Source organism: Shewanella atlantica, from assembly GCF_003966265.1.
GTDB lineage: Bacteria > Pseudomonadota > Gammaproteobacteria > Enterobacterales > Shewanellaceae > Shewanella > Shewanella atlantica.
Genome location: NZ_RXNV01000012.1, coordinates 24,593 through 42,091, shown reverse-complemented (window position 1 = coordinate 42,091; position 17,499 = coordinate 24,593). Strand labels below are relative to the sequence as shown.

The 17,499-nt window shown below is 46.6% G+C and carries 14 protein-coding genes; 3 read left to right on the top strand and 11 right to left on the bottom strand.

The features are described 5' to 3' along the window. Window positions 1–479: 479 nt before the first annotated feature. Together ccoG and EKG39_RS18585 are read right to left on the bottom strand one after the other, a co-directional pair. Complete coding sequence (gene ccoG, locus EKG39_RS18590) at window positions 480–1,925, bottom strand: cytochrome c oxidase accessory protein CcoG (protein ID WP_126507483.1); 1,446 nt, start codon at window positions 1,923–1,925, stop codon at window positions 480–482. Window positions 1,926–2,135: 210 nt separating this feature from the next. After that, a complete protein-coding gene (locus EKG39_RS18585) occupies window positions 2,136–3,596 on the bottom strand; it encodes a sigma-54 interaction domain-containing protein (RefSeq protein WP_126507482.1) in 1,461 nt (486 codons plus the stop codon). A 178-nt stretch (window positions 3,597–3,774) separates the two neighbouring features. On the opposite strand from EKG39_RS18585, the gene EKG39_RS18580 reads away from it, so the two are divergent. Further along, window positions 3,775–4,440, top strand: a complete 666-nt coding sequence (locus EKG39_RS18580) for a LysE family translocator (protein WP_126507481.1) — start codon at window positions 3,775–3,777, stop codon at window positions 4,438–4,440. Between the two features lie 242 nt (window positions 4,441–4,682). On the opposite strand, the gene EKG39_RS18575 is transcribed toward EKG39_RS18580, so the two are convergent. The 3 genes from EKG39_RS18575 to EKG39_RS18565 form a co-directional block, all read right to left on the bottom strand. Further along, window positions 4,683–4,982: a DUF3144 domain-containing protein gene (locus tag EKG39_RS18575; protein ID WP_126507480.1), complete on the bottom strand. Its 300-nt coding sequence runs from the start codon at window positions 4,980–4,982 to the stop codon at window positions 4,683–4,685. 439 nt (window positions 4,983–5,421) lie between these two features. Further along, window positions 5,422–5,967, bottom strand: a complete 546-nt coding sequence (locus EKG39_RS18570) for a prepilin-type N-terminal cleavage/methylation domain-containing protein (RefSeq protein WP_246028556.1) — start codon at window positions 5,965–5,967, stop codon at window positions 5,422–5,424. An 81-nt stretch (window positions 5,968–6,048) separates the two neighbouring features. Beyond that, complete coding sequence (locus EKG39_RS18565) at window positions 6,049–6,612, bottom strand: type II secretion system protein (protein WP_126507527.1); 564 nt, start codon at window positions 6,610–6,612, stop codon at window positions 6,049–6,051. A gap of 208 nt (window positions 6,613–6,820) precedes the next feature. On the opposite strand from EKG39_RS18565, the gene ung reads away from it, so the two are divergent. Then, the gene (ung, locus tag EKG39_RS18560; RefSeq protein ID WP_126507479.1) at window positions 6,821–7,489 is read left to right on the top strand and encodes a uracil-DNA glycosylase; all 669 of its coding nucleotides are present in this window, start codon (window positions 6,821–6,823) and stop codon (window positions 7,487–7,489) included. On the opposite strand, the gene EKG39_RS18555 is transcribed toward ung, so the two are convergent. From EKG39_RS18555 to EKG39_RS18545, 3 genes are all read right to left on the bottom strand, one after another. Beyond that, window positions 7,473–7,982 (bottom strand): copper resistance protein NlpE, encoded by a 510-nt coding sequence (locus tag EKG39_RS18555; RefSeq protein WP_246028555.1) that lies wholly within the window; start codon window positions 7,980–7,982, stop codon window positions 7,473–7,475. The genes ung and EKG39_RS18555 overlap by 17 nt on opposite strands. Before the next feature lie 132 nt (window positions 7,983–8,114). Further along, on the bottom strand, window positions 8,115–8,774 hold the full coding sequence (locus tag EKG39_RS18550; RefSeq protein ID WP_246028554.1) for a 5-formyltetrahydrofolate cyclo-ligase: 660 nt from the start codon (window positions 8,772–8,774) through the stop codon (window positions 8,115–8,117). A gap of 122 nt (window positions 8,775–8,896) precedes the next feature. Further along, on the bottom strand, window positions 8,897–9,607 hold the full coding sequence (locus EKG39_RS18545; protein WP_126507477.1) for a Crp/Fnr family transcriptional regulator: 711 nt from the start codon (window positions 9,605–9,607) through the stop codon (window positions 8,897–8,899). A gap of 178 nt (window positions 9,608–9,785) precedes the next feature. On the opposite strand from EKG39_RS18545, the gene EKG39_RS18540 reads away from it, so the two are divergent. Then, window positions 9,786–10,178 carry a hypothetical protein gene (locus EKG39_RS18540; RefSeq protein WP_126507476.1) on the top strand — a complete coding sequence of 131 codons (393 nt, stop codon included), beginning with the start codon at window positions 9,786–9,788 and terminating at the stop codon, window positions 10,176–10,178. 661 nt (window positions 10,179–10,839) lie between these two features. Here EKG39_RS18540 and EKG39_RS18530 read toward each other — a convergent pair. Genes EKG39_RS18530 through EKG39_RS18520 form a run of 3 tightly spaced genes read right to left on the bottom strand, consistent with a single transcriptional unit; the run spans window position 10,840 to window position 16,705 of the window. Next, window positions 10,840–12,732, bottom strand: a complete 1,893-nt coding sequence (locus tag EKG39_RS18530; RefSeq protein WP_126507474.1) for a J domain-containing protein — start codon at window positions 12,730–12,732, stop codon at window positions 10,840–10,842. A 24-nt stretch (window positions 12,733–12,756) separates the two neighbouring features. Beyond that, a complete protein-coding gene (locus EKG39_RS18525) occupies window positions 12,757–15,225 on the bottom strand; it encodes a peptidase associated/transthyretin-like domain-containing protein (RefSeq protein WP_126507473.1) in 2,469 nt (822 codons plus the stop codon). After that, complete coding sequence (locus tag EKG39_RS18520; protein WP_246028553.1) at window positions 15,218–16,705, bottom strand: glycerophosphodiester phosphodiesterase family protein; 1,488 nt, start codon at window positions 16,703–16,705, stop codon at window positions 15,218–15,220. Before EKG39_RS18520 ends, EKG39_RS18525 begins: the two co-directional genes overlap by 8 nt. Between the last annotated feature and the right edge of the window lie 794 nt (window positions 16,706–17,499).

Sequence of the window (17,499 nt, the reverse complement as noted above, 5' to 3'; positions counted from 1 at the left end):
GCCCTTGTTCAATAAATTGAATGCTTGTTGAGCTGAATGTTTAGTTGTTTTTGTTTTCATGGAATCAAACAGGCGTTTAGATTAGAGCTAAAAATAGTCAAAGGTCAACTAGAAATGAGAAATAGATCACACTAAGTATAAGAGCTATCATCTTGTTAAAAATAGAATTTATACTCTATTTGTTCTTAGGGTATGCGTCGATTTACATCGTGTTGGTTAACAATTTTCGATGGTAAGGTTATGAAAAATCCCCGTTTACTTTGTGATTTCTTCGCGGGTTTATCCGGCGATTTTTCAGGTTAAATCTGGAGCATCAGGGGGAGGGCTCGAGTGAGGGGACGGTTAAACTTGAGTGAGACGTTCGTTAGTCATCGGATGAGTTGAGTGCCGATGAGGCAGAATTGATCCGCTCAGGGGAGAAGATCCCGAGAGCGAATACTGAGTTAGCCAGAGTTTTATTCTTGTCTGTGTAGTCAGTGCTATCTGCAACTGGCCATAAAAATAGGGCCGAAGAAGTTAGACTCCTGGAAAACCGCAGTCTCATCGCGACCCACTTCAGAAACTGAAAATACAATGGGACTGGGAGTGCCGGGTAACATAAGAGGATTGGCCCGTACTGTAACCGGGTAATCGAGCAACTCTCCGGCCTTAATGACTAACTCCTGCTGCGCCGACAACTTAAACAGCTCCCGATTATCGACAGATAGGCGATAATACCTTGTCTCTTGGGTCTTATTTCGAATTTTGAGCGTATAGCTATTTTCAACCATATCATCGACGGTTTCACGATATAGCTCCTGCCTGTCACGTATAACACTGAGTTGAATATCGCTGCGACCATTCATATCTATGCCAATCACGATAAACATGATGACGACAGCAATGCCATAGCCGATAAACTTAGTCGATCTGTATACGGGTTTTGCTTTGCCCTTGAGGGCATTTTCACTGAAATAGCCGATAAGGTTTGGCTGGTAGCCGAACTTCTCCATGGTTTCATTGCAGGCGTCGACGCAGGCACCACAGTTGATACATTCGTACTGTAAGCCATTACGGATATCTATGCCGGTAGGGCAAACATCCACGCACAGATTGCAATCTATACAGTCACCAAGTTCCGTATTCTGCTTACGTTTTCTGGGGCCGCGACTCTCTCCCCGCGCCGCATCATAGGTCACAGTCTTGGTGTTGCCGTCGAACATGGCCGACTGGAACCGGGAGTAGGGGCAGCAGTGCAGGCACATCTGTTCCCGCATCCAACCTGCGTTGAGGTAGGTACACAGGGCGAAGAACCAGACCCAGGCAGAAACCCAGAAGCTGGCGTTTAAGGTAAAGATATCCAGGTAGAGTTCTCTTGCGGGAATGAAGTAGGCGATAAAGGCGCAACCTGTGATCAGTGCACTGAGTCCCCAAGTCAGGTGTTTAGCTAGCCTCTTTAAAATCTTATTCGAACTCCATGGGGCCTTGTCTAAGGCTAAGCGTTTAGTGCGGTTGCCCTCGATGCGGGTTTCAATCCAGACGAACATAAAGGTCCAGGCCGTCTGTGGACACAGATACCCACACCAGACACGCCCCCAGAATACGGTCACGAAGAAGAGTAGGAAGGCTGCCGCAATAAAGACCCAGGCCAACACGGTGAAGTCCTGTGGCCAGAGGCTGGTACCGAAGAAGAAAAACTGCTGCGCTTCTAGATCAAATAAAATGGCTTGTCGGCCTCCATAGGAGATAAAGGGCAGCAACACAAACAGCAACACCAGCCCGGTATTCATTGTGGTGCGGATCTTCTGAAACACGCCCTTCTGTTCCTTTATCTGGATTTTATTTGAACTGTTGCTGCCGGAGGAAGGCCGGTCTACAGGGATCTGTTTAACCGCTATGGTGTTACTCGTGGTTTGATATTTGGGTTCGCTTTTATTATTTGGCATCTTACTTCTCTAAATGGCACGCTGCAGACTCAACACATGCGCAGATATAGCAAGGCTCAGGCCAACAAGTTTGTCTTGTTAACCAACTGAAACTATATGATTTTTTATTTTGCTGGGTGTTGTCGGGTCACGATATATCATTTTGTGGCGATATATCGTGACCTGAAGGCTGAAGCCTTTGAAACAAAGGCGGAGGAGGACGAGTCGGGCTTAAACGGGGCGGATGATGTTGAGCTTTTTCATGCGGGATCTAAGCGTACTGGGCGGCAGGTCCAACTTGGCTGCGGCTCCCGTAGAGCCTGAGATACGCCAATGGGTCTCCTGCAGAACCTGAATGATATGTTGTTTCTCCATGGTGGCCAGGGTTTGATCGCTTGAGTTTGCTACAGTCTCTCCCTGAGCCGCCTGTGGTGCAAGCTGTTGAGATAGCTGTAGTACCTGGCTCTGAGTAAGGATAGATTCACGCTCGATAACATTTTGCAGTTCGCGGACATTACCCGGCCAACTGTGCTGCATAAGCCTCTTCAGTCCCTTGTGGCTGACACGGGTGATCTTCTTGCCCAGCTTACGATTGAGTCCTTGAATGATATGGCTGACCAGCTCGGGGATATCGCTGAGTCTGTCTCTCAGGGGAGGGACGAAAATGGGGAAGACATTGAGGCGGTAGTAAAGATCCATACGAAACAGCCCCTGTTCAACTCTTTTGAGCAGATCGTGGTGGGTGGCGGTGATGAGCCTGATATCGACCTTAATGGTGTCGCTGCTACCGACTCGCTCAAATTCCTGCTCCTGAATCACCCGCAGGAGTTTTGACTGTGCCTCTAACGTCAGTTCTGCCACCTCATCGAGAAACAGGGTGCCATTATTTGCCAGCTCGAAACGTCCCTTACGCCGACTTGTCGCGCCCGTGTAAGCGCCTTTCTCATGGCCGAAGAGTTCACTCTCCAGCAGGCTGGAGGAGAAGGCGGCGCAGTTAACACTGACTAAGGGTTTGTCGGCACGATTACTGAGTTTATGCAGGTTACGGGCGACCAGCTCCTTGCCGGTACCGTTCTCACCGCTGATCAATACCGTACTCTCGGTATTGGCAACCAATTTAATCTGTCCGATCAGCTGTTTTATTTGTGAACTGGTTCCTGAGATCTCCACATCGCCGGTTTTATCTGCCAGCTCCAACTGCAGGTACTGATTCTCAGAGGATAGCTTCTCTGACAGAGCCTGTACCTGCTGCAAAGCCTGTCTGAGAGACTGTTCGGTCTGCTTCTGTATGCTGATGTCGCGAAATATCGCGACCACACCGATTAGCTGCCCACCCTTGTAAACCGGCGTCGAGGTATAATGTACGGGAAAGCTACTACCATCTTTTCGCCAGAAGACTTCATGGCTTATTTCGCGGGCGATGCCGTCTTTTAAGGTGTTATATATGGGGCAATCTTCTTTGGGGTAGTGACTGCCATCTAAATGGCTATGATGATGACAATCATGGATATTCTTTCCCAGAAGCTCGGCGCTTTTCCATCCCGTCATACGCTCGGCAGCAGGATTAATAAATACCGCGTTACCATCGAGATTAAACCCATAAATCCCCTCGCTGACCGCGTTTAGAATGAGCTGGTTTTCCGGGAGAAATCCGTCATGGGCTGAGCTTGGGTTTAAGTTAATGGCGGTCATAACGCATCCAAAGAGTAGCTGATTGCCCTGAGTATAACTCTAAACCCCTAAAACACGAAATGTCGTGAGTGTTTTGCATTGCTTGCAAAAGCCTCACGCAGCTCTTACCATCCGAGAAAGTAGATTAGATGAAGCTCTGAACGGCAGAGTTTTTCAATTAATAAAATTTAGGGGTGTTATGAGTTTTACTGCCTGGCTGAGTTTACTGGCCATCTGTTGTCTGGGGGCTATGTCGCCCGGCCCGAGTCTGGCTATGGTTGTGCGTCATACACTGACGGGGGGGCGTGGGAAAGGGATACTCTGTGCCTGGGCACATTCCATCGGTATTGGCTTGTATGCCCTGGTAACATTATTGGGACTTGCCGTCGTACTTAAACAGGCGCCTATGGTATTTAATGGTATTGCGATTATCGGTGCACTCTACCTCGCCTGGATGGGGGTTAAAGCACTCGGTTCGAAGGGAGGCATATCGGATAAATTAGATGCCGGAAATGGCTCCGACAGTGCGCCGGTAGAGGGGACTGGTTCTGCTGCGGCTCATTCGAGGGCGGCAACACTTGCCGCAGCCAGAGATGGATTAGCCATCTCACTGTTTAACCCTAAGATTATGCTGTTTTTCCTGGCCCTGTTCAGTCAATTTGTTATGGCCGCCGACAGCTTGGTAGGTCAATCGCTTATCGTATTTACGCCACTTGTTATCGATGGCCTCTGGTACACCTTTATCGCGCTGATCCTGTCACACCCTTCGGTATTGCCCAAGCTTAGAGCGAAGGCGGCTATCATAGATAAACTCTCGGGTGTGGTGCTTATTCTGCTGGCCATTCGGGTCATAGTGACTATTTAACTGCTTAGCTACGAGCTACGAGCTACGAGCTACGAGCTACGAGCTACGAGCTACGAGCTACAAGCTACAAGCTACAAGCTACGGCTATGACATCGATATTTGTCCGTATGAAGGATACAAAAATGCCATCGCAGTTATCTACTGACGATGGCATTTTTTAATGCTAAAAGTTTTTAGCTACGAGCTGCTGCGACATTCTCCATGTAGGAGCGGCTTTAGCCGCGAAGCTCTGAGGCTCGAGCTTAAGCTGGCTCTTCAGTCTTTTCCGCTTGAGATACCGGTGGATTCTTGATGTGATCTTCCAGGTTATCGTTAAGCATATCTTTGTATTCTTTTGTGAACCACTCAAGTGCAGCATCTTTTTCTGCTGCAAGATCGGCTGATTTTAGCGCCGCTTCGAAAGCGTTGAAACGCGAAGCTGCAAAGCGCATTGCCGTGCCTACCTTACTAACATCCTTTTCTTTACCGCTTAACTCGTTTGCAAGGGCAATAAACTGATCGGCTAACTGAAAAATGGTGGTTTCTTTTTCCGCTTCTGACATGGTGCACTCACTCTGTAATAAATTTTTAGTAGCCGGATTCTAACTTAAATTAGCCGTTAATGAATCATTGTTATCAACTATATGAGATCTTAATCGCTATCGGAGACGAGCTGTGAGTGATCAGCCACGAGTTTCGAGCTGCGAGGTTCGAGATACGGACTAGGAGCAATGCCATTCTCTATGTCGGAGCGGCTTTAGCCGCGAATGTTTAGAAGGTCACGAGATTCGAGGTTTAAGCTACGAGTTGAAAGCTTATAAGCAGTCATCCTACTTCTAACTGATTTTGCCTTGCCCCGTTACTTACAACTTTCTTTGCCCTTTCTCGGGACTTAAAACTTACAGCTTAAAACTTTCCTTGCCCTTTCTCGGGCCTTAAAACTTATACCTTACAACTCTCTTCGCCTTACCTCGTGACTTACAGCTTACAACTCAGAGCTTCTTATAGTTCCGGATCTGAGTCTGTGATAACCGTGCCGTCGCGGGAATCATAATAGATGGATAGGGCGGGTAGCTCATTGAAAAAGTATCTGCATTGATCCGGGCTGATATAGGTCGCTCTATAGGCTGATTCGGCAACTTCGGCGGAGGTGGAGACCGTGGGTGCATCGAGCAGTACGGTGCGCCATACCGACATGCAGTCGTTGACATTGTTCAGTCGCGGACTTGCTTCGAAAGGTGGGTAACTTTGAGCAGGCCAGCCCCACAGGTTGATATCCAGTTGACCGCTGGTGCCATTGTCATACACCTGAAGGTTATCCACGGGGCCGGAATGTCCCTTCGATGCCCACTTAACATTGGCCAGCTTTATGCCCGCGGCGAAGGCGCCGCCGGTTGCCTCTACTGTCGAGATCTGCGCGTCTTGCTTGATGTTCATAAACTTTGGCAGGGCGATGACCGCCAGTATTCCCAGTACGATAATCACCACGACTATCTCAATTAAGGTAAAGCCTGAGGCTCGCTGTGTAGGGAAATATCTGTTGTTCATTCTGTCATCCATGGAAGTGATTATAGAGTGAATCAAAGACTCACTCTGTTATTGTTTTATATGTGGAGTTTATTAACAGGCTTAGTTGTTTGGGTCTGAGTCGATAGTCACACTGCCGTCGAGGGAGTTATAGGTGATGCTCAGATTGGTATTGGCTGAGTAATCGTAGCGGCATCGCTCTGGTGACAGGTAGTTAGCCTTGTAGTCGGTTTCATCGCTACTGATCACATCAGAAACGCTGGGCTCATCGCCTTCGAAAATGGTTTCCCAGACAGAGATGCAATCAGCTGTGTTGTCGAGTTTAGGTGAATCGCCTTCAGAGTCTGCAGTCCCCCAGTGCTGGGCAGGCCAGCCATTGTCGTTAAAGTCTAACTCGCCCTCAGTAGCAGTGCCGAAGACAGGTAGGTCATCTGCGGGGCCTGAGCTTACGCGGGTGGCCCATACGGCTCTGGCCAGATTGATCCCCGATTTGAACGCACCACCCGTGCCTTTTACCGTGGACACATGGGCGTCTTGGGAGACATTGATAAATTTGGGGAGCGCGACGACAGAAAGTATTCCAAGTATAATGATCACTACTACAAGCTCTATCAGAGTAAAGCCTTTTGTTTTTGCGATGGAAGAGGTTAGTGAGCCAGAATACATACTTGTAATAAACCGAGTGCTATTTAATCGAACCATAATAACACTTTTATACCGGTTTATAATCTGAGGCTTGTCAGGTTTATAATAATAGTTGTAATAATTCTTATAAAAACAGTTGTAACTTTTCGTGCGTGACAGGTGTAACCGCATGTTTATTAGCGGTTTTTATTGGTGCGTTAATTGAGTTTTAAATCGTTAATGAGGGTATATGGTAGAACATTCGAACTGGGATTCATTTATTGAGGCTGAAAAGCAGCAGGATTATTTCAATCGACTTCAGGCATTTGTATCTGCCGAGCGAGCCAGTGGGAAGGCTATCTTCCCTCCCCAGAGTGAGGTGTTCAGCGCGTTCGAGCTCACGCCATTAAACAAGGTTAGAGTCGTCATTATCGGGCAGGATCCCTACCATGGCCCGGATCAGGCTCATGGTCTGTGTTTCTCGGTCAAGCATGGCATTAAGACTCCTCCTTCATTGGTGAATATGTATAAAGAACTCGTCGATGACATCGACGGCTTTGTGACTCCGGAACACGGACATCTGTCGAGCTGGGCAGAGCAGGGGGTGTTGATGTTAAATACCGTGTTGACCGTAGAGCAGGGCAAGGCCCACTCACATGCAAAATCGGGTTGGGAAACATTTACGACTCATGCACTTGAGTTATTGAATCAACAGACGACACCGATAGTCTTTATTCTTTGGGGTGCCCACGCCATTAAAAAGGGTAAGGTGATCACCGCGTCTCAGCACCATATTCTATCCGGACCGCACCCCTCACCACTCTCAGCTTATCGGGGCTTCTTCGGCTGTAAACATTTCTCCAAAACCAATGCCTTGCTTGCATCACATGGGAGTGAGCCTATCACCTGGCAGGTGTGATTTTAATTAAGCGATAGCTATCGGCCAGAGCACCGCTGATACGATTGCCCGCTCTGTCTAACATGAACAGCTGATTCTCACCGACCAGAAATTGTTTGCCAGCCAGCTTGTCGGTGGGCTCCGATTTCAAGGTGATCTTGCTACCGTTTGAGTTCCACTCAAATACCCCTTGCTCGATAAAGGTCTTATCACTTCTGCCCAGGTATTCAGATTGCAGAATGTAACGGTTATCGCGCTTGAGGGTCAGTAGAGTCTTGATCCCTTCGCAGCTTGCACATGGAGTGACACCCGAATAGGTGCCATCCCAATCGAGGGCATTTTGGCTATTGTCGCCAAGGGGAATTTGCACCGTCTGCGGAGCCGCTTCAATGCTTGATTGTGCTGTCTCTGCGCTTTTTTCCAGTTCCGGGGGCTGAGTCGAACAGGCCGTAGCGCTTAACACTAGCAGAGTCAAAGCTGGCAGGTTAGTCCACATATTTAATTGAAGTTTCATTATATTCCCTGTTTTTTTTACCGTTTTCGCTCTCAAATTATTTATGTAGGAGCGGCTTTAGCCGCGAAAAAATCTTGAGAAAGCTAGCGTTAGTTTTTATTACCCTCGCACCTCGTTTCTCGCACCTGGCTCCTAAAACACGAGCACCCGTGTCGGTGTGACCATCACAGGCAAGGGGACATCCCAATGCTCGATGGGGAGCGCTTCGACCTGCTGGCAATCGTGGGCAAAACCTATGGGGTAGGGTTTGCCGATTTTCTGCCAATTGGCCAGGGTCCTGTCATAGAAACCTCCTCCCATTCCTATTCTGCCCCCTGCGCTGTCAAACGCCACTAAGGGGGTGACAACGACATCCAGTTGGTGAACTAGCATCATCTTAGTGATATCAAGTTTGGGCTCCGGGATCTTGAGCGAGTTTTGCACCAGTGTCGTCTCGGGTGTGTAGGCGAAGAAGAGCAGGTTGCCTTTACTGAAGGGGTGAAGGTGGGGCAGATATAGGTTAACTCCCTGCTTCCAGAGGGCATGGATCAGTGGCTGAGTACACAGCTCTCCATCGTTAGTGAGATAGATTGCGACATGTTTCGCCTCGAGCTTAGTTATCTCATCGAGCATAAGCTTAGTCGCCGTAGCGGCAAAGCTGTGTTGTTCCTTATCACTGATGCCGCGTCGAGCATCGCGAACTTGCGCCCTGAGCGCCTTTCGTGTCGCCTGAGCCTTTGTATTGCTCGTCGCGTTAGCCGTTGTATTAGTTTTTGTACCAGCTGACTGACCGGATGAGAGTTGTGGTTTCAATATTTGATACTCTTTTGGGGTTTTAACCTGTGTATCCCTTTTCCCAGTGTATCTCCTGAAGAACCCCGACATCAAATTAAGCTATCTCATCTGACTCTGAGTGCTTTAATGAGGGGCTAACGCTACACCAGCTCTCTGGGATCGCGAATACTAAGGTCCACATTGTTGAGTGTATTCCCAAGGCCTGTCAGATCGGTTAAGTAGATGCCGCCACGCTCCAGATGAACCAGCTTCTCCTTCTCTAACTGTTTGATAGTTTCGTTGACTCGTTGGCGGGCAATGCCTGTGATCTGGCTGATCTGTTGTTGTGACACTGAGAGCTTAGGTATTTGACCGGCAATAAACGGGATATGAGCGGCAAGCTCGATAAGCAGGTAGACAATGCGCGAACGAATATTTTCACTCATCATGAGTTGAGATTGCAGCCACTTGGCTTTTGCTTTAAAAGAGAGCGAATGGAACCATTTGTAGCTCTCAATATTTTCCTCGGCTAACCGCTGCAGATGTGAATTCTTAAAGTGTATAAGACGCAAAGGTTTTATTTCGGTGAGAAAAAACGGAGTGTAACTCGCATCCTCACTCGCATAATTTCCGAACCAGTCACCCTGACCCATCACTATGTTATTCACGGTTTTCAAGTTAGGTGTCTGCAAGCAGATGGTAACTGTGCCCTCCAGGATGAAACTGATGCCTTGATGGGCAATGCTCGAGTCATCTAACTCACTTGCAGTTAACTTGCTTCTGAGCTGAGCGATATCGAGGAGCTTATGGGTCAAGTCCGGCGACAGCTGTGTTGTCCAGTGAAGCTTATTTGATAATGCAGAATCAATCACAGGTTTTACCTAAGGCTAGTGCACCAGGTGTTATGCCCCATGCAGTTTTAACAGTTATTTTGGCCAATATACATCAAGTGTCCTGTGGCGGACAGTTATCGGTCTGACAAGTCTCTATATTCCCCTGTCAATTAATGAATGCTGATTTAGTCATATAGTAGTGGAGTGGAAAGGGTCGATGAAAAACCTTAATAGGAGAGTAAAAAAGAGTGAAGGCCGTAAGTCTGGTTTTATCGAGATCATGAGAATATCCCTCGCATTCCTCATAGTGCCTGCCGGAGCGGGCGCGCTGCTGGGGTTAGCCACAGGACTGGCTTTTGCCAGTACAGCGGTAGCCGGTTTCGATGAGAAGGTTGCAGCCTCATTCGCGGCTAAATATCAGGTGTGCGCCTTGAAGTTGAAAGATACGCCCGGCTACAGACTCAAGGCGTTGGGGCTTAAGGCTAAGTCAGATGAGATTGGTCGCGACAAGCTAGGCGGTGGCGGATATATCAAGGCTTTTCAGAAAGAGAAAAAGAAGGCCTGGCTGCTATCTAAGAAAGAGTGCAAGAAGTTCGCGGATAGGTTGTAAGTATGAAAACAGTCATGTTCGTCGTTTTACTTTATGCGTTTAATTCCTCAGCATTAGCTTCAGAGACCCTTTTGAAAGAAAGCTATCGATGCGAAGACCTTTTCGGCCATTTAGATAGGAGCTTAGCAACGCTACCTGAATGGCGAATAAGGATCAGCATAAGTCAGTGGGAGAAAGAAAGAGGAAACCTACCTGAAGGAGTTACTAATATGCCGACTTTAGTTTTTAGGTTTTGTAAAAAAAAATCTCCTCGCAACCTGCAGGTAAGTGATGTTGTATACCATATTCTAGACGAAGCCAACACAGCCCCATAGCCAAGGTCTTTTGAGCTTTAAGGGAGAAAGCGGGGGGGAGGGGCGGTCAGTTGCTGGTTGATTTTTCTTCTCGAAACTCGCGACTCGAATCCTCGCGACTTCTTTTATAGAATGCTCCCCAAAATACCCTTGCCGCCACTCTCTGTTATAAAGAGTGCCCTTGAACTATTGACTCTTTTTGAAAGCAGAGGGCAAGGCGGGTATATTGTGAGTTCAAATCCAACAAAATTCAGACACAAAAAAGCCATCACTTGTCAGTGATGGCTTTTTTGCTGTTCGAGTCTTGTGACTCGAACCACGGCTCTTTTTGAAAGAAAGGGCTGGGCGATGTTAGTTAGAAGGAAGGGTTAGCGTTCCATATTCATTGACTTGAGCAGTACAGGGCTGTTGTAGTCAGCGACTGCTGTTTTGGCTGTGAGCCAGAAATGTCGGCGGGTTAAGAAGTAGCTAAACAGCACTGATAGCATTGCAAGTTCTGCTAGGTTGTACTGAATAAACATTAGCGCCGGTTCAATGATCTGCCCAAGTCCTTTGAAGTAATTTATCTCAGTAGGCACTATACCTAATACGCCATTGAGCATAGCTATCACAAACTGAATCCCAACATATAACAACGCAGCAAGGATTAAACCAATAGGTTTTAAGTACCATTTACTGGGTCGCTTCACCCCAATCACTAACAGGTATAGACTTGCAAATACTGCTCCTCCAGCTAAGGCGTTGACAAATAATGGCGGGTGCTGAATTGCATTGAGGGTATTGTAGTAAAGGCTAAGGCCAACATGTGGCAATAGTAAGGTGATCCCCAGCGCCAGGATTATTGTTTTGCCTTTACCGATATTTTTCCAATAGTACCGTTTTACCAGTTGATAGCTGAGCCAAAAGAGCCCTAATGCCATCGCATAGTTGGCTAAGGGATGGATACCAAATAGGGCGAAATCGGCGCTTAATACCGCGAAAAGCCAGTTAGGATATTCCAAGACTCCCATACGCTCATGGGTTTGCTCGGCAAATTGCGGGAACAATAACGCGATGATTAACCCTAAGGTAAAGAACAGGTAACTATACTTGACTATGCCGCCAAGCATGTTCGGGATAATACCTTTGACGCTTTGCTTTTTAAGTTGGCTAAGCAAGCTGTCATAATTAGCTAACACAGCGTCTTTGATGTCAGTGGATACCCAATTTTCATCAAGTAGGGCTATTTCGCTGTGAGTCGCGTTGGCTTCGAGAATATCTTTTATTGCAGGCGTAGCTAATGCACGAGTATCGTCGCTTTTATTACCAGCGCCTAGTTTTTGTGCCACTTGCCATACAGCGGGATCATAGATCCCCCCTGCATCGTGAGTGAGGTTTTGTTTACCCGCGAAGCACATCTTGGTATTTACCTTATCAATGCTAGCTGTAAATTGCAGTGTGGGTAATTTTGCGCTAAATGCGTAAACAAAGGTGCAGCCATTAAGGTCGCCGTCAACATCAACTTCGATAATATCGGTAAAGCCATGAACCACATGAAGTCCTGTGCGCTTAATAAAGTCGCCTGTCCACTCATGGTAGTCGCTACTGGTATGCTTCCATCTGGTGCTGCGTTTAGCTTGTCCATCAATGGTGTAGCTGTAGTAAAGATAGCCACCTCCGTCACAGGTGCCACAGGTGACATCACCGCTACCATTACAGGTTGAGCAAGTCCGCTGACCACTGCCATAGCATGATGAACAGGACTCGGTGGTGTATACGGTACGCTCGTTATAACTGTCGTACTTACTGACACTGATTCGGCCACTGCCGTTACAAGAAAAACAGCTGCTTTTACCACTGCCATGACAGCTATAACAATTGTTGCAGCCTGTACCACCGCATTTGACGCAAATATCCTGACCAACATAAGTGTCGGGGCCTGAGTTCAAGCTGTTGTTTTTAATCAGGAAGTTCTGCGATATATCTGGACCGAGAATTTTAATGAAGCGCTCGTTAAACAGGGGATCTCTACCACTGATGTATTCCTTAGCCGCTTTATTGGCTTCGTAGCTAGCATCAGAAGACGTACCACAACGAATACCTGATGGGCGATAGCTACCGTGATCATGCGAACTAACGCCAATCTCAACCCTCCAACCAAAGGTGAAGTTTAGGTGTGCTTGTTTGGCTTGTTCATCGGACAAGACCACTGGCACATCTACGCCGGTGAGCTTCTCACCATTACTTATAATAAAATCTTGAAATTGTTGCAATCTACTCACGTGCTACTTCCTTTTGATCACAGGTTAAAGCTTGATGCTAAATTGGGTTTTGTCGGCTGTTAAATACACCCATTGGCGTGTAGCTTCATAGCCCGGAGCGCTCACCTTTATATCGTAGCCCCCTGGTGGTAATAGCATGCCAGCTTGATATTTAGGTTTGATATTCATCACCGCTATCTTGGCGTTGGTCACATTGGTGCTAACGGTTAGCGGTAGTTTTAACGTTGGTTTAGCAGAGCTCCCTTTTGCGGTTGCACCACTCGTGTCATGTTCAGGCATTATGGCTAAATCAAAGCGATTTAATGGTGCACTTATGGCATGGAAGGCTTGGGTTATGCCAAAGGTATTGTCGATGGCGGAGCCGATAGGCTGTACTAGTGGTTGAGTGATAAGCAACCACTTCAGTGCAATGGAGATACTGGCCGAATCATTCTTCTCCATCTGTTTGAAGAAGTAGTTCATCGCCGAATCTTCCATAGTGTATTGATTACCCCCCATCGACAGAGGTACAACAAATATTGATGCTAGTAGGGTGATGGATATAGCGGGTTTGATGTAGGCTGTACGTGCTGCTTTATCGACAGGCTTAGCCTGTTTAGCTTGTACCAGCTCCAGCAACTTCATCGGTAACTTGAGCACAGTTAATAGCACTAATGTGAGGCTTATAGACATCGATATAGGCGGAATAATAGTTGCTCGCAACGCCGATTTACCCGTTGATTCAAACATACCGCCGTCAGCAAACTCAGACTTTTGCGCTTCTAAAACATCAAGGTATTCGGTGGTTTTGCGCTGAATGTTTGGCTCGATAATCTTCTTTTTAAACTGACGGTTATTCCAATCTGCCAAGGTCGGATTAACGTACAAGTCACCCATGCGTTTAGCAATACGTTGCTGGATATCACTGTGGTTTTGGAACTGCTTCCAGCTCAGGTTAGGCTCCATATTAGTGTTTTTAGCGCGCATCTTATTACGCCACTCAACATTGACCTGCTGACGAACCTTGCTAGCGACGGCTTTATCGAAGGTACGACGGTCGGTGAGCGACCAAGCTGCTGGCAACATTAGCCCCTTCTGTTTGAGTTTCTTATTAACCTTAATACTTGTTAGCTCATGAACTCTGAAGGTGTGTAGCGAGGTTATCCCTAAGGGGTAACCACCTGATTCCTTCATAAAATCTGGTTCCATTTTCACCATCAGCACCTGTTTATAGTGATTGATGTCATCGGTGTATACCATGCGGTGATCTTTAAAGCCTGCATCTCCCCCTGTTACTGCGTCAGCGGCCTGCATTGCGGTAAACAAGCCAAAGGTCATCACGCCTGCAATTAACGAGTTACCGATGTTTTCTGAGGTAGAGACCTCTTCACGAATAAGCCAATCATCAGGTGGAATATAGGGAATGCTGTATTTTTTAATTTCGCGATCGTAGCCGGTTTGCAAACGTTCAAAACAGCGGTTTCGACTGTTGCCTTTTTTCTTGTCGGCGCATTTGTTACGGCGCTCGAAATAGTCATGAATCTTTGGCGCAATTTTTTGTGCTCGGGATTCAACTCGAGCCTCGTAGGCTTTTTCCCCTTTTTGATATTTTTCCCAGCCCTGTTTGACTTGGTTTTGGGTGTCTAACCAATATTCATCTGAGCGTTCAGAGATACTGGCAATTGCTTGGTTATATTTGGCGGAGCCTTCGTCATATTCTTGATACTTTCCTCTTAGGGTTTGGCGGAACTGGTCATAGTCCTGATAATGGCTATCGAAGTTAGTCATGGCTTTATCTCGGACAAATTTTTCCATGATCATGCGTTTTTTCTGCGATAGGTCTTCCACCAGTTTATCGTCGGCATACACCAGGCCACCAAATACAGACAAAAAGGTTTTTTCCGTGCCACTGTGGGATTTATCCGGGTCGTACTCAATGCCCTCAAATTGAATCGATTTTTCGATTAACGCACTGCGCAGTACCTGTGACAGATAGGCTTGCTGGCGCTCTTCAGGGGTTGAGGCATCAATAATAAAATGATCGACCAGCCACTTTTGGCCAAAGAATACACTTGGCCAGATAATCAGGGCGATCAGAGTGAAGTAGCCAAGGGCACGACCGACTTTGGCAACGCGCTTGCCACTCAATAGAATATCGGCTAGCAGTAAGGTGACCCCGATACCACTGATGGTTCGACCAAATAGCTCTACGGCGCGTAAATCTTCTTCACTGGAATTATGTCCACCGGCGACATTGGTCAGTGCTGCGTTAAATACCGCTTCAGGAAATAGGTATATCACAGAGCAGATAAACATGGTCAACATCCACCAAAATGGCTTACCGACACTGGCGATCTGTTGCTCAATTTTCTGCTGTTTTTGTTGTTTAACAGTTTTCGACTTTTTCTGTTTCTGCACCTTTTGTAACTGCTTTTCAGCCGCTACCATTTTGGTTTGTGTCGGAGCAGAGCTGAGTAGGTCGGTGGCAAACGGGCTGTGTTTTTTATCAGTCATTATTGATACTTGGTAGGGTTAAAATGATGGTTTTGCTGTTAGTCGTTTCGATTTGCTCGTCGACAATCACAGGAAATCCATACGGATCCGTTGATGGCATCTTACTGCTATGACTCACCACTCTCTTTTTAGTTTTAGGCTTAGTAATTGCTCTTAATCCAGAGTTCAGAGAAATGTAATACCCCTCTTTCTGGTAACCCAACATCTCATTGAAGCGGTCAAAATCGGCGTCGTTGGGAAGCGAGGCTATGTACTTACCTGCTGCGCTTAGTGGCTGATACTGCTGGCGGGGGAGAGCACTGTTATATAGCTTTTGGCAGATTTTATATGGCGTATTATCGACAATCACACCATCTGGGAGTTTTGTTCGAGAAAGTCTACTCAGTTGGGACTGATGGTAATCGGTTCCATTAAGTGTATAGGTATACACTTTCATGCCGTATGTGTGGGCACTGGCAAGTACTCTGGGGTTTTGCATATAGCTTCGAATATCCAGATGTATGCCAGAGTTACTGCCAATAGTGGTGAGTAGCTTGCTAATACCTTTGGAGGAGGCATAATTTTTATAACGAGAGCGATAGCGTTTGGTACCGTATTCTCCCGCGAGTTCTAACCGATGTTGGTTATCAAGGTAGTAGGCATCGTTTTGTACCCCTTTACGCAAATTCGAACGCAACTTTTCAACACTAGTGGGGTGACCTCCTTGAACAAATCCTAGGTAAACAGAAGAGTTAATGCCCCGGATTTTTTCTAATATGTCGAGGTCTGCCGCTGAGTAGTAATAGCCGCCAAGGCCGATAGTGTGGCGTAACATATTGTCCAGCTGCGCAAGATCATGGCCATTGGCATCAGACTTTATCTCGACATTGAGCTGCTGGTTTGCACTTCGGTAGGCGGCAAACGTATTAAATGCTTCATAAGCGGTGATCGGACGAGCATCCAATAGATCGTTTGAACCTTTATCACGCAGCTTCAAATTGGCATATTGCTGTCGACTCATTCGCTTAAGTTTGTGGCGCTCACCTGTATAGTAAACGGTTGCACGACCCGTTTGGCTGTCATGGTGGTTAACCCAAGTCCCATCTTTGAGTTGCATAACATCGATTTCAACGCTGTTATAGTTATCATTTAAGGCCGCAGCAATTGCACTCGCACTGCTTTCTGGTAAGCGAAAGTCACCACGATGAGCAGAAATATCTAACGGGCATTGGGAAATAGACACCATCTTGATGTGACCATTGTCGGTAAGATATAGATTACGATCGCCCAGTGCTAACTGGATATCGACAATATCAAGGCCATCAACTTTCACATCGCTGGGCAGATGGCTCAGCGTGACTGGGATACTCTTAGTTGAGGCTTCTGGAGTTGTTGGGGTGGATTTACAGCCAGATAATACAACGAGCGTGATAACAAGTGCCGTGTAACAACGGCAGAATTTCCATATGTAACTTGTCATAGTCCCTAAATTACAAGTCATTAATAATTATCACTTTATACTCGAAAGTATAGATGGAAACAATACCGAATAATTATTGCTGACTTGTAAGGTGTTGATTTTACTGGTGTAGGTGATTCGTCGATAAGTGGGTAATGTTACGTATTGTGACATGAAACATAACATGTGCAGACAGTTTCTGATTGCGATTATCAATTTAGGAGCGGCTTTAGTCGCGAGAGTTTAATGAATATAAGTTACGAGACACGAGCTATAAGCTACGAGCGCTGCAGAGGTGAATCTATTCCGTCGCTGTTTGCATATCTTAAAAACCGTAGCGCTTCAAAAATTCAGGATACAAAAAAGCCACCACTTCTCAGTGATGGCTTGTCTGCTTCCGGAACTCGCGACTCGAAACTTAAATTCTCGCGACTTCTTTTGTTGAATTGCTCCCCAGAATCCCCTTGCCGCCACTCTCTGTTATAAAGAGTGCCCTTGAACTATTGACTCTTTTTGAAAGCAGAGGGTTACAAGGGCAAGACGGGTATATTGTGAGTTCAAATCCAACAAAATTCAGATACAAAAAAGCCATCACTTGTCAGTGATGGCTTGGTTGCTTCAACCTAAGTTGAATTTGGAATGCTCCCCAAAATACCGTTGCTGGAGTAGCTCCTTGAACCATAGATGTTTCAAGGCGGGTATATTGTTCGTTTTAATCCCACAAATTTTAGACGTAAAAAAGCCACTGCTGTAATTAACAGTGACTTTCTTATTTGGAATGCTCCCTAAATACCCTTGCTAGGGTAGGTCATTGAACCATAGACTTTTTTAGGGGA

Bases quoted from the DNA above. Each gene is read 5' to 3' on its own strand.
- EKG39_RS18570 (WP_246028556.1), bottom strand. From the start codon at position 5,967: ATGAACAACAGATATTTCCCTACACAGCGAGCCTCAGGCTTTACCTTA.
- EKG39_RS18580 (WP_126507481.1), top strand. From the start codon at position 3,775: ATGAGTTTTACTGCCTGGCTGAGTTTACTGGCCATCTGTTGTCTGGGG.
- EKG39_RS18575 (WP_126507480.1), bottom strand. From the start codon at position 4,982: ATGTCAGAAGCGGAAAAAGAAACCACCATTTTTCAGTTAGCCGATCAG.
- EKG39_RS18525 (WP_126507473.1), bottom strand. From the start codon at position 15,225: ATGACTGATAAAAAACACAGCCCGTTTGCCACCGACCTACTCAGCTCT.
- EKG39_RS18555 (WP_246028555.1), bottom strand. From the start codon at position 7,982: ATGAAACTTCAATTAAATATGTGGACTAACCTGCCAGCTTTGACTCTG.
- EKG39_RS18520 (WP_246028553.1), bottom strand. From the start codon at position 16,705: ATGACTTGTAATTTAGGGACTATGACAAGTTACATATGGAAATTCTGC.
- EKG39_RS18540 (WP_126507476.1), top strand. From the start codon at position 9,786: ATGAAAAACCTTAATAGGAGAGTAAAAAAGAGTGAAGGCCGTAAGTCT.
- ccoG (WP_126507483.1), bottom strand. From the start codon at position 1,925: ATGCCAAATAATAAAAGCGAACCCAAATATCAAACCACGAGTAACACC.
- EKG39_RS18565 (WP_126507527.1), bottom strand. From the start codon at position 6,612: ATGTATTCTGGCTCACTAACCTCTTCCATCGCAAAAACAAAAGGCTTT.
- ung (WP_126507479.1), top strand. From the start codon at position 6,821: ATGGTAGAACATTCGAACTGGGATTCATTTATTGAGGCTGAAAAGCAG.
- EKG39_RS18585 (WP_126507482.1), bottom strand. From the start codon at position 3,596: ATGACCGCCATTAACTTAAACCCAAGCTCAGCCCATGACGGATTTCTC.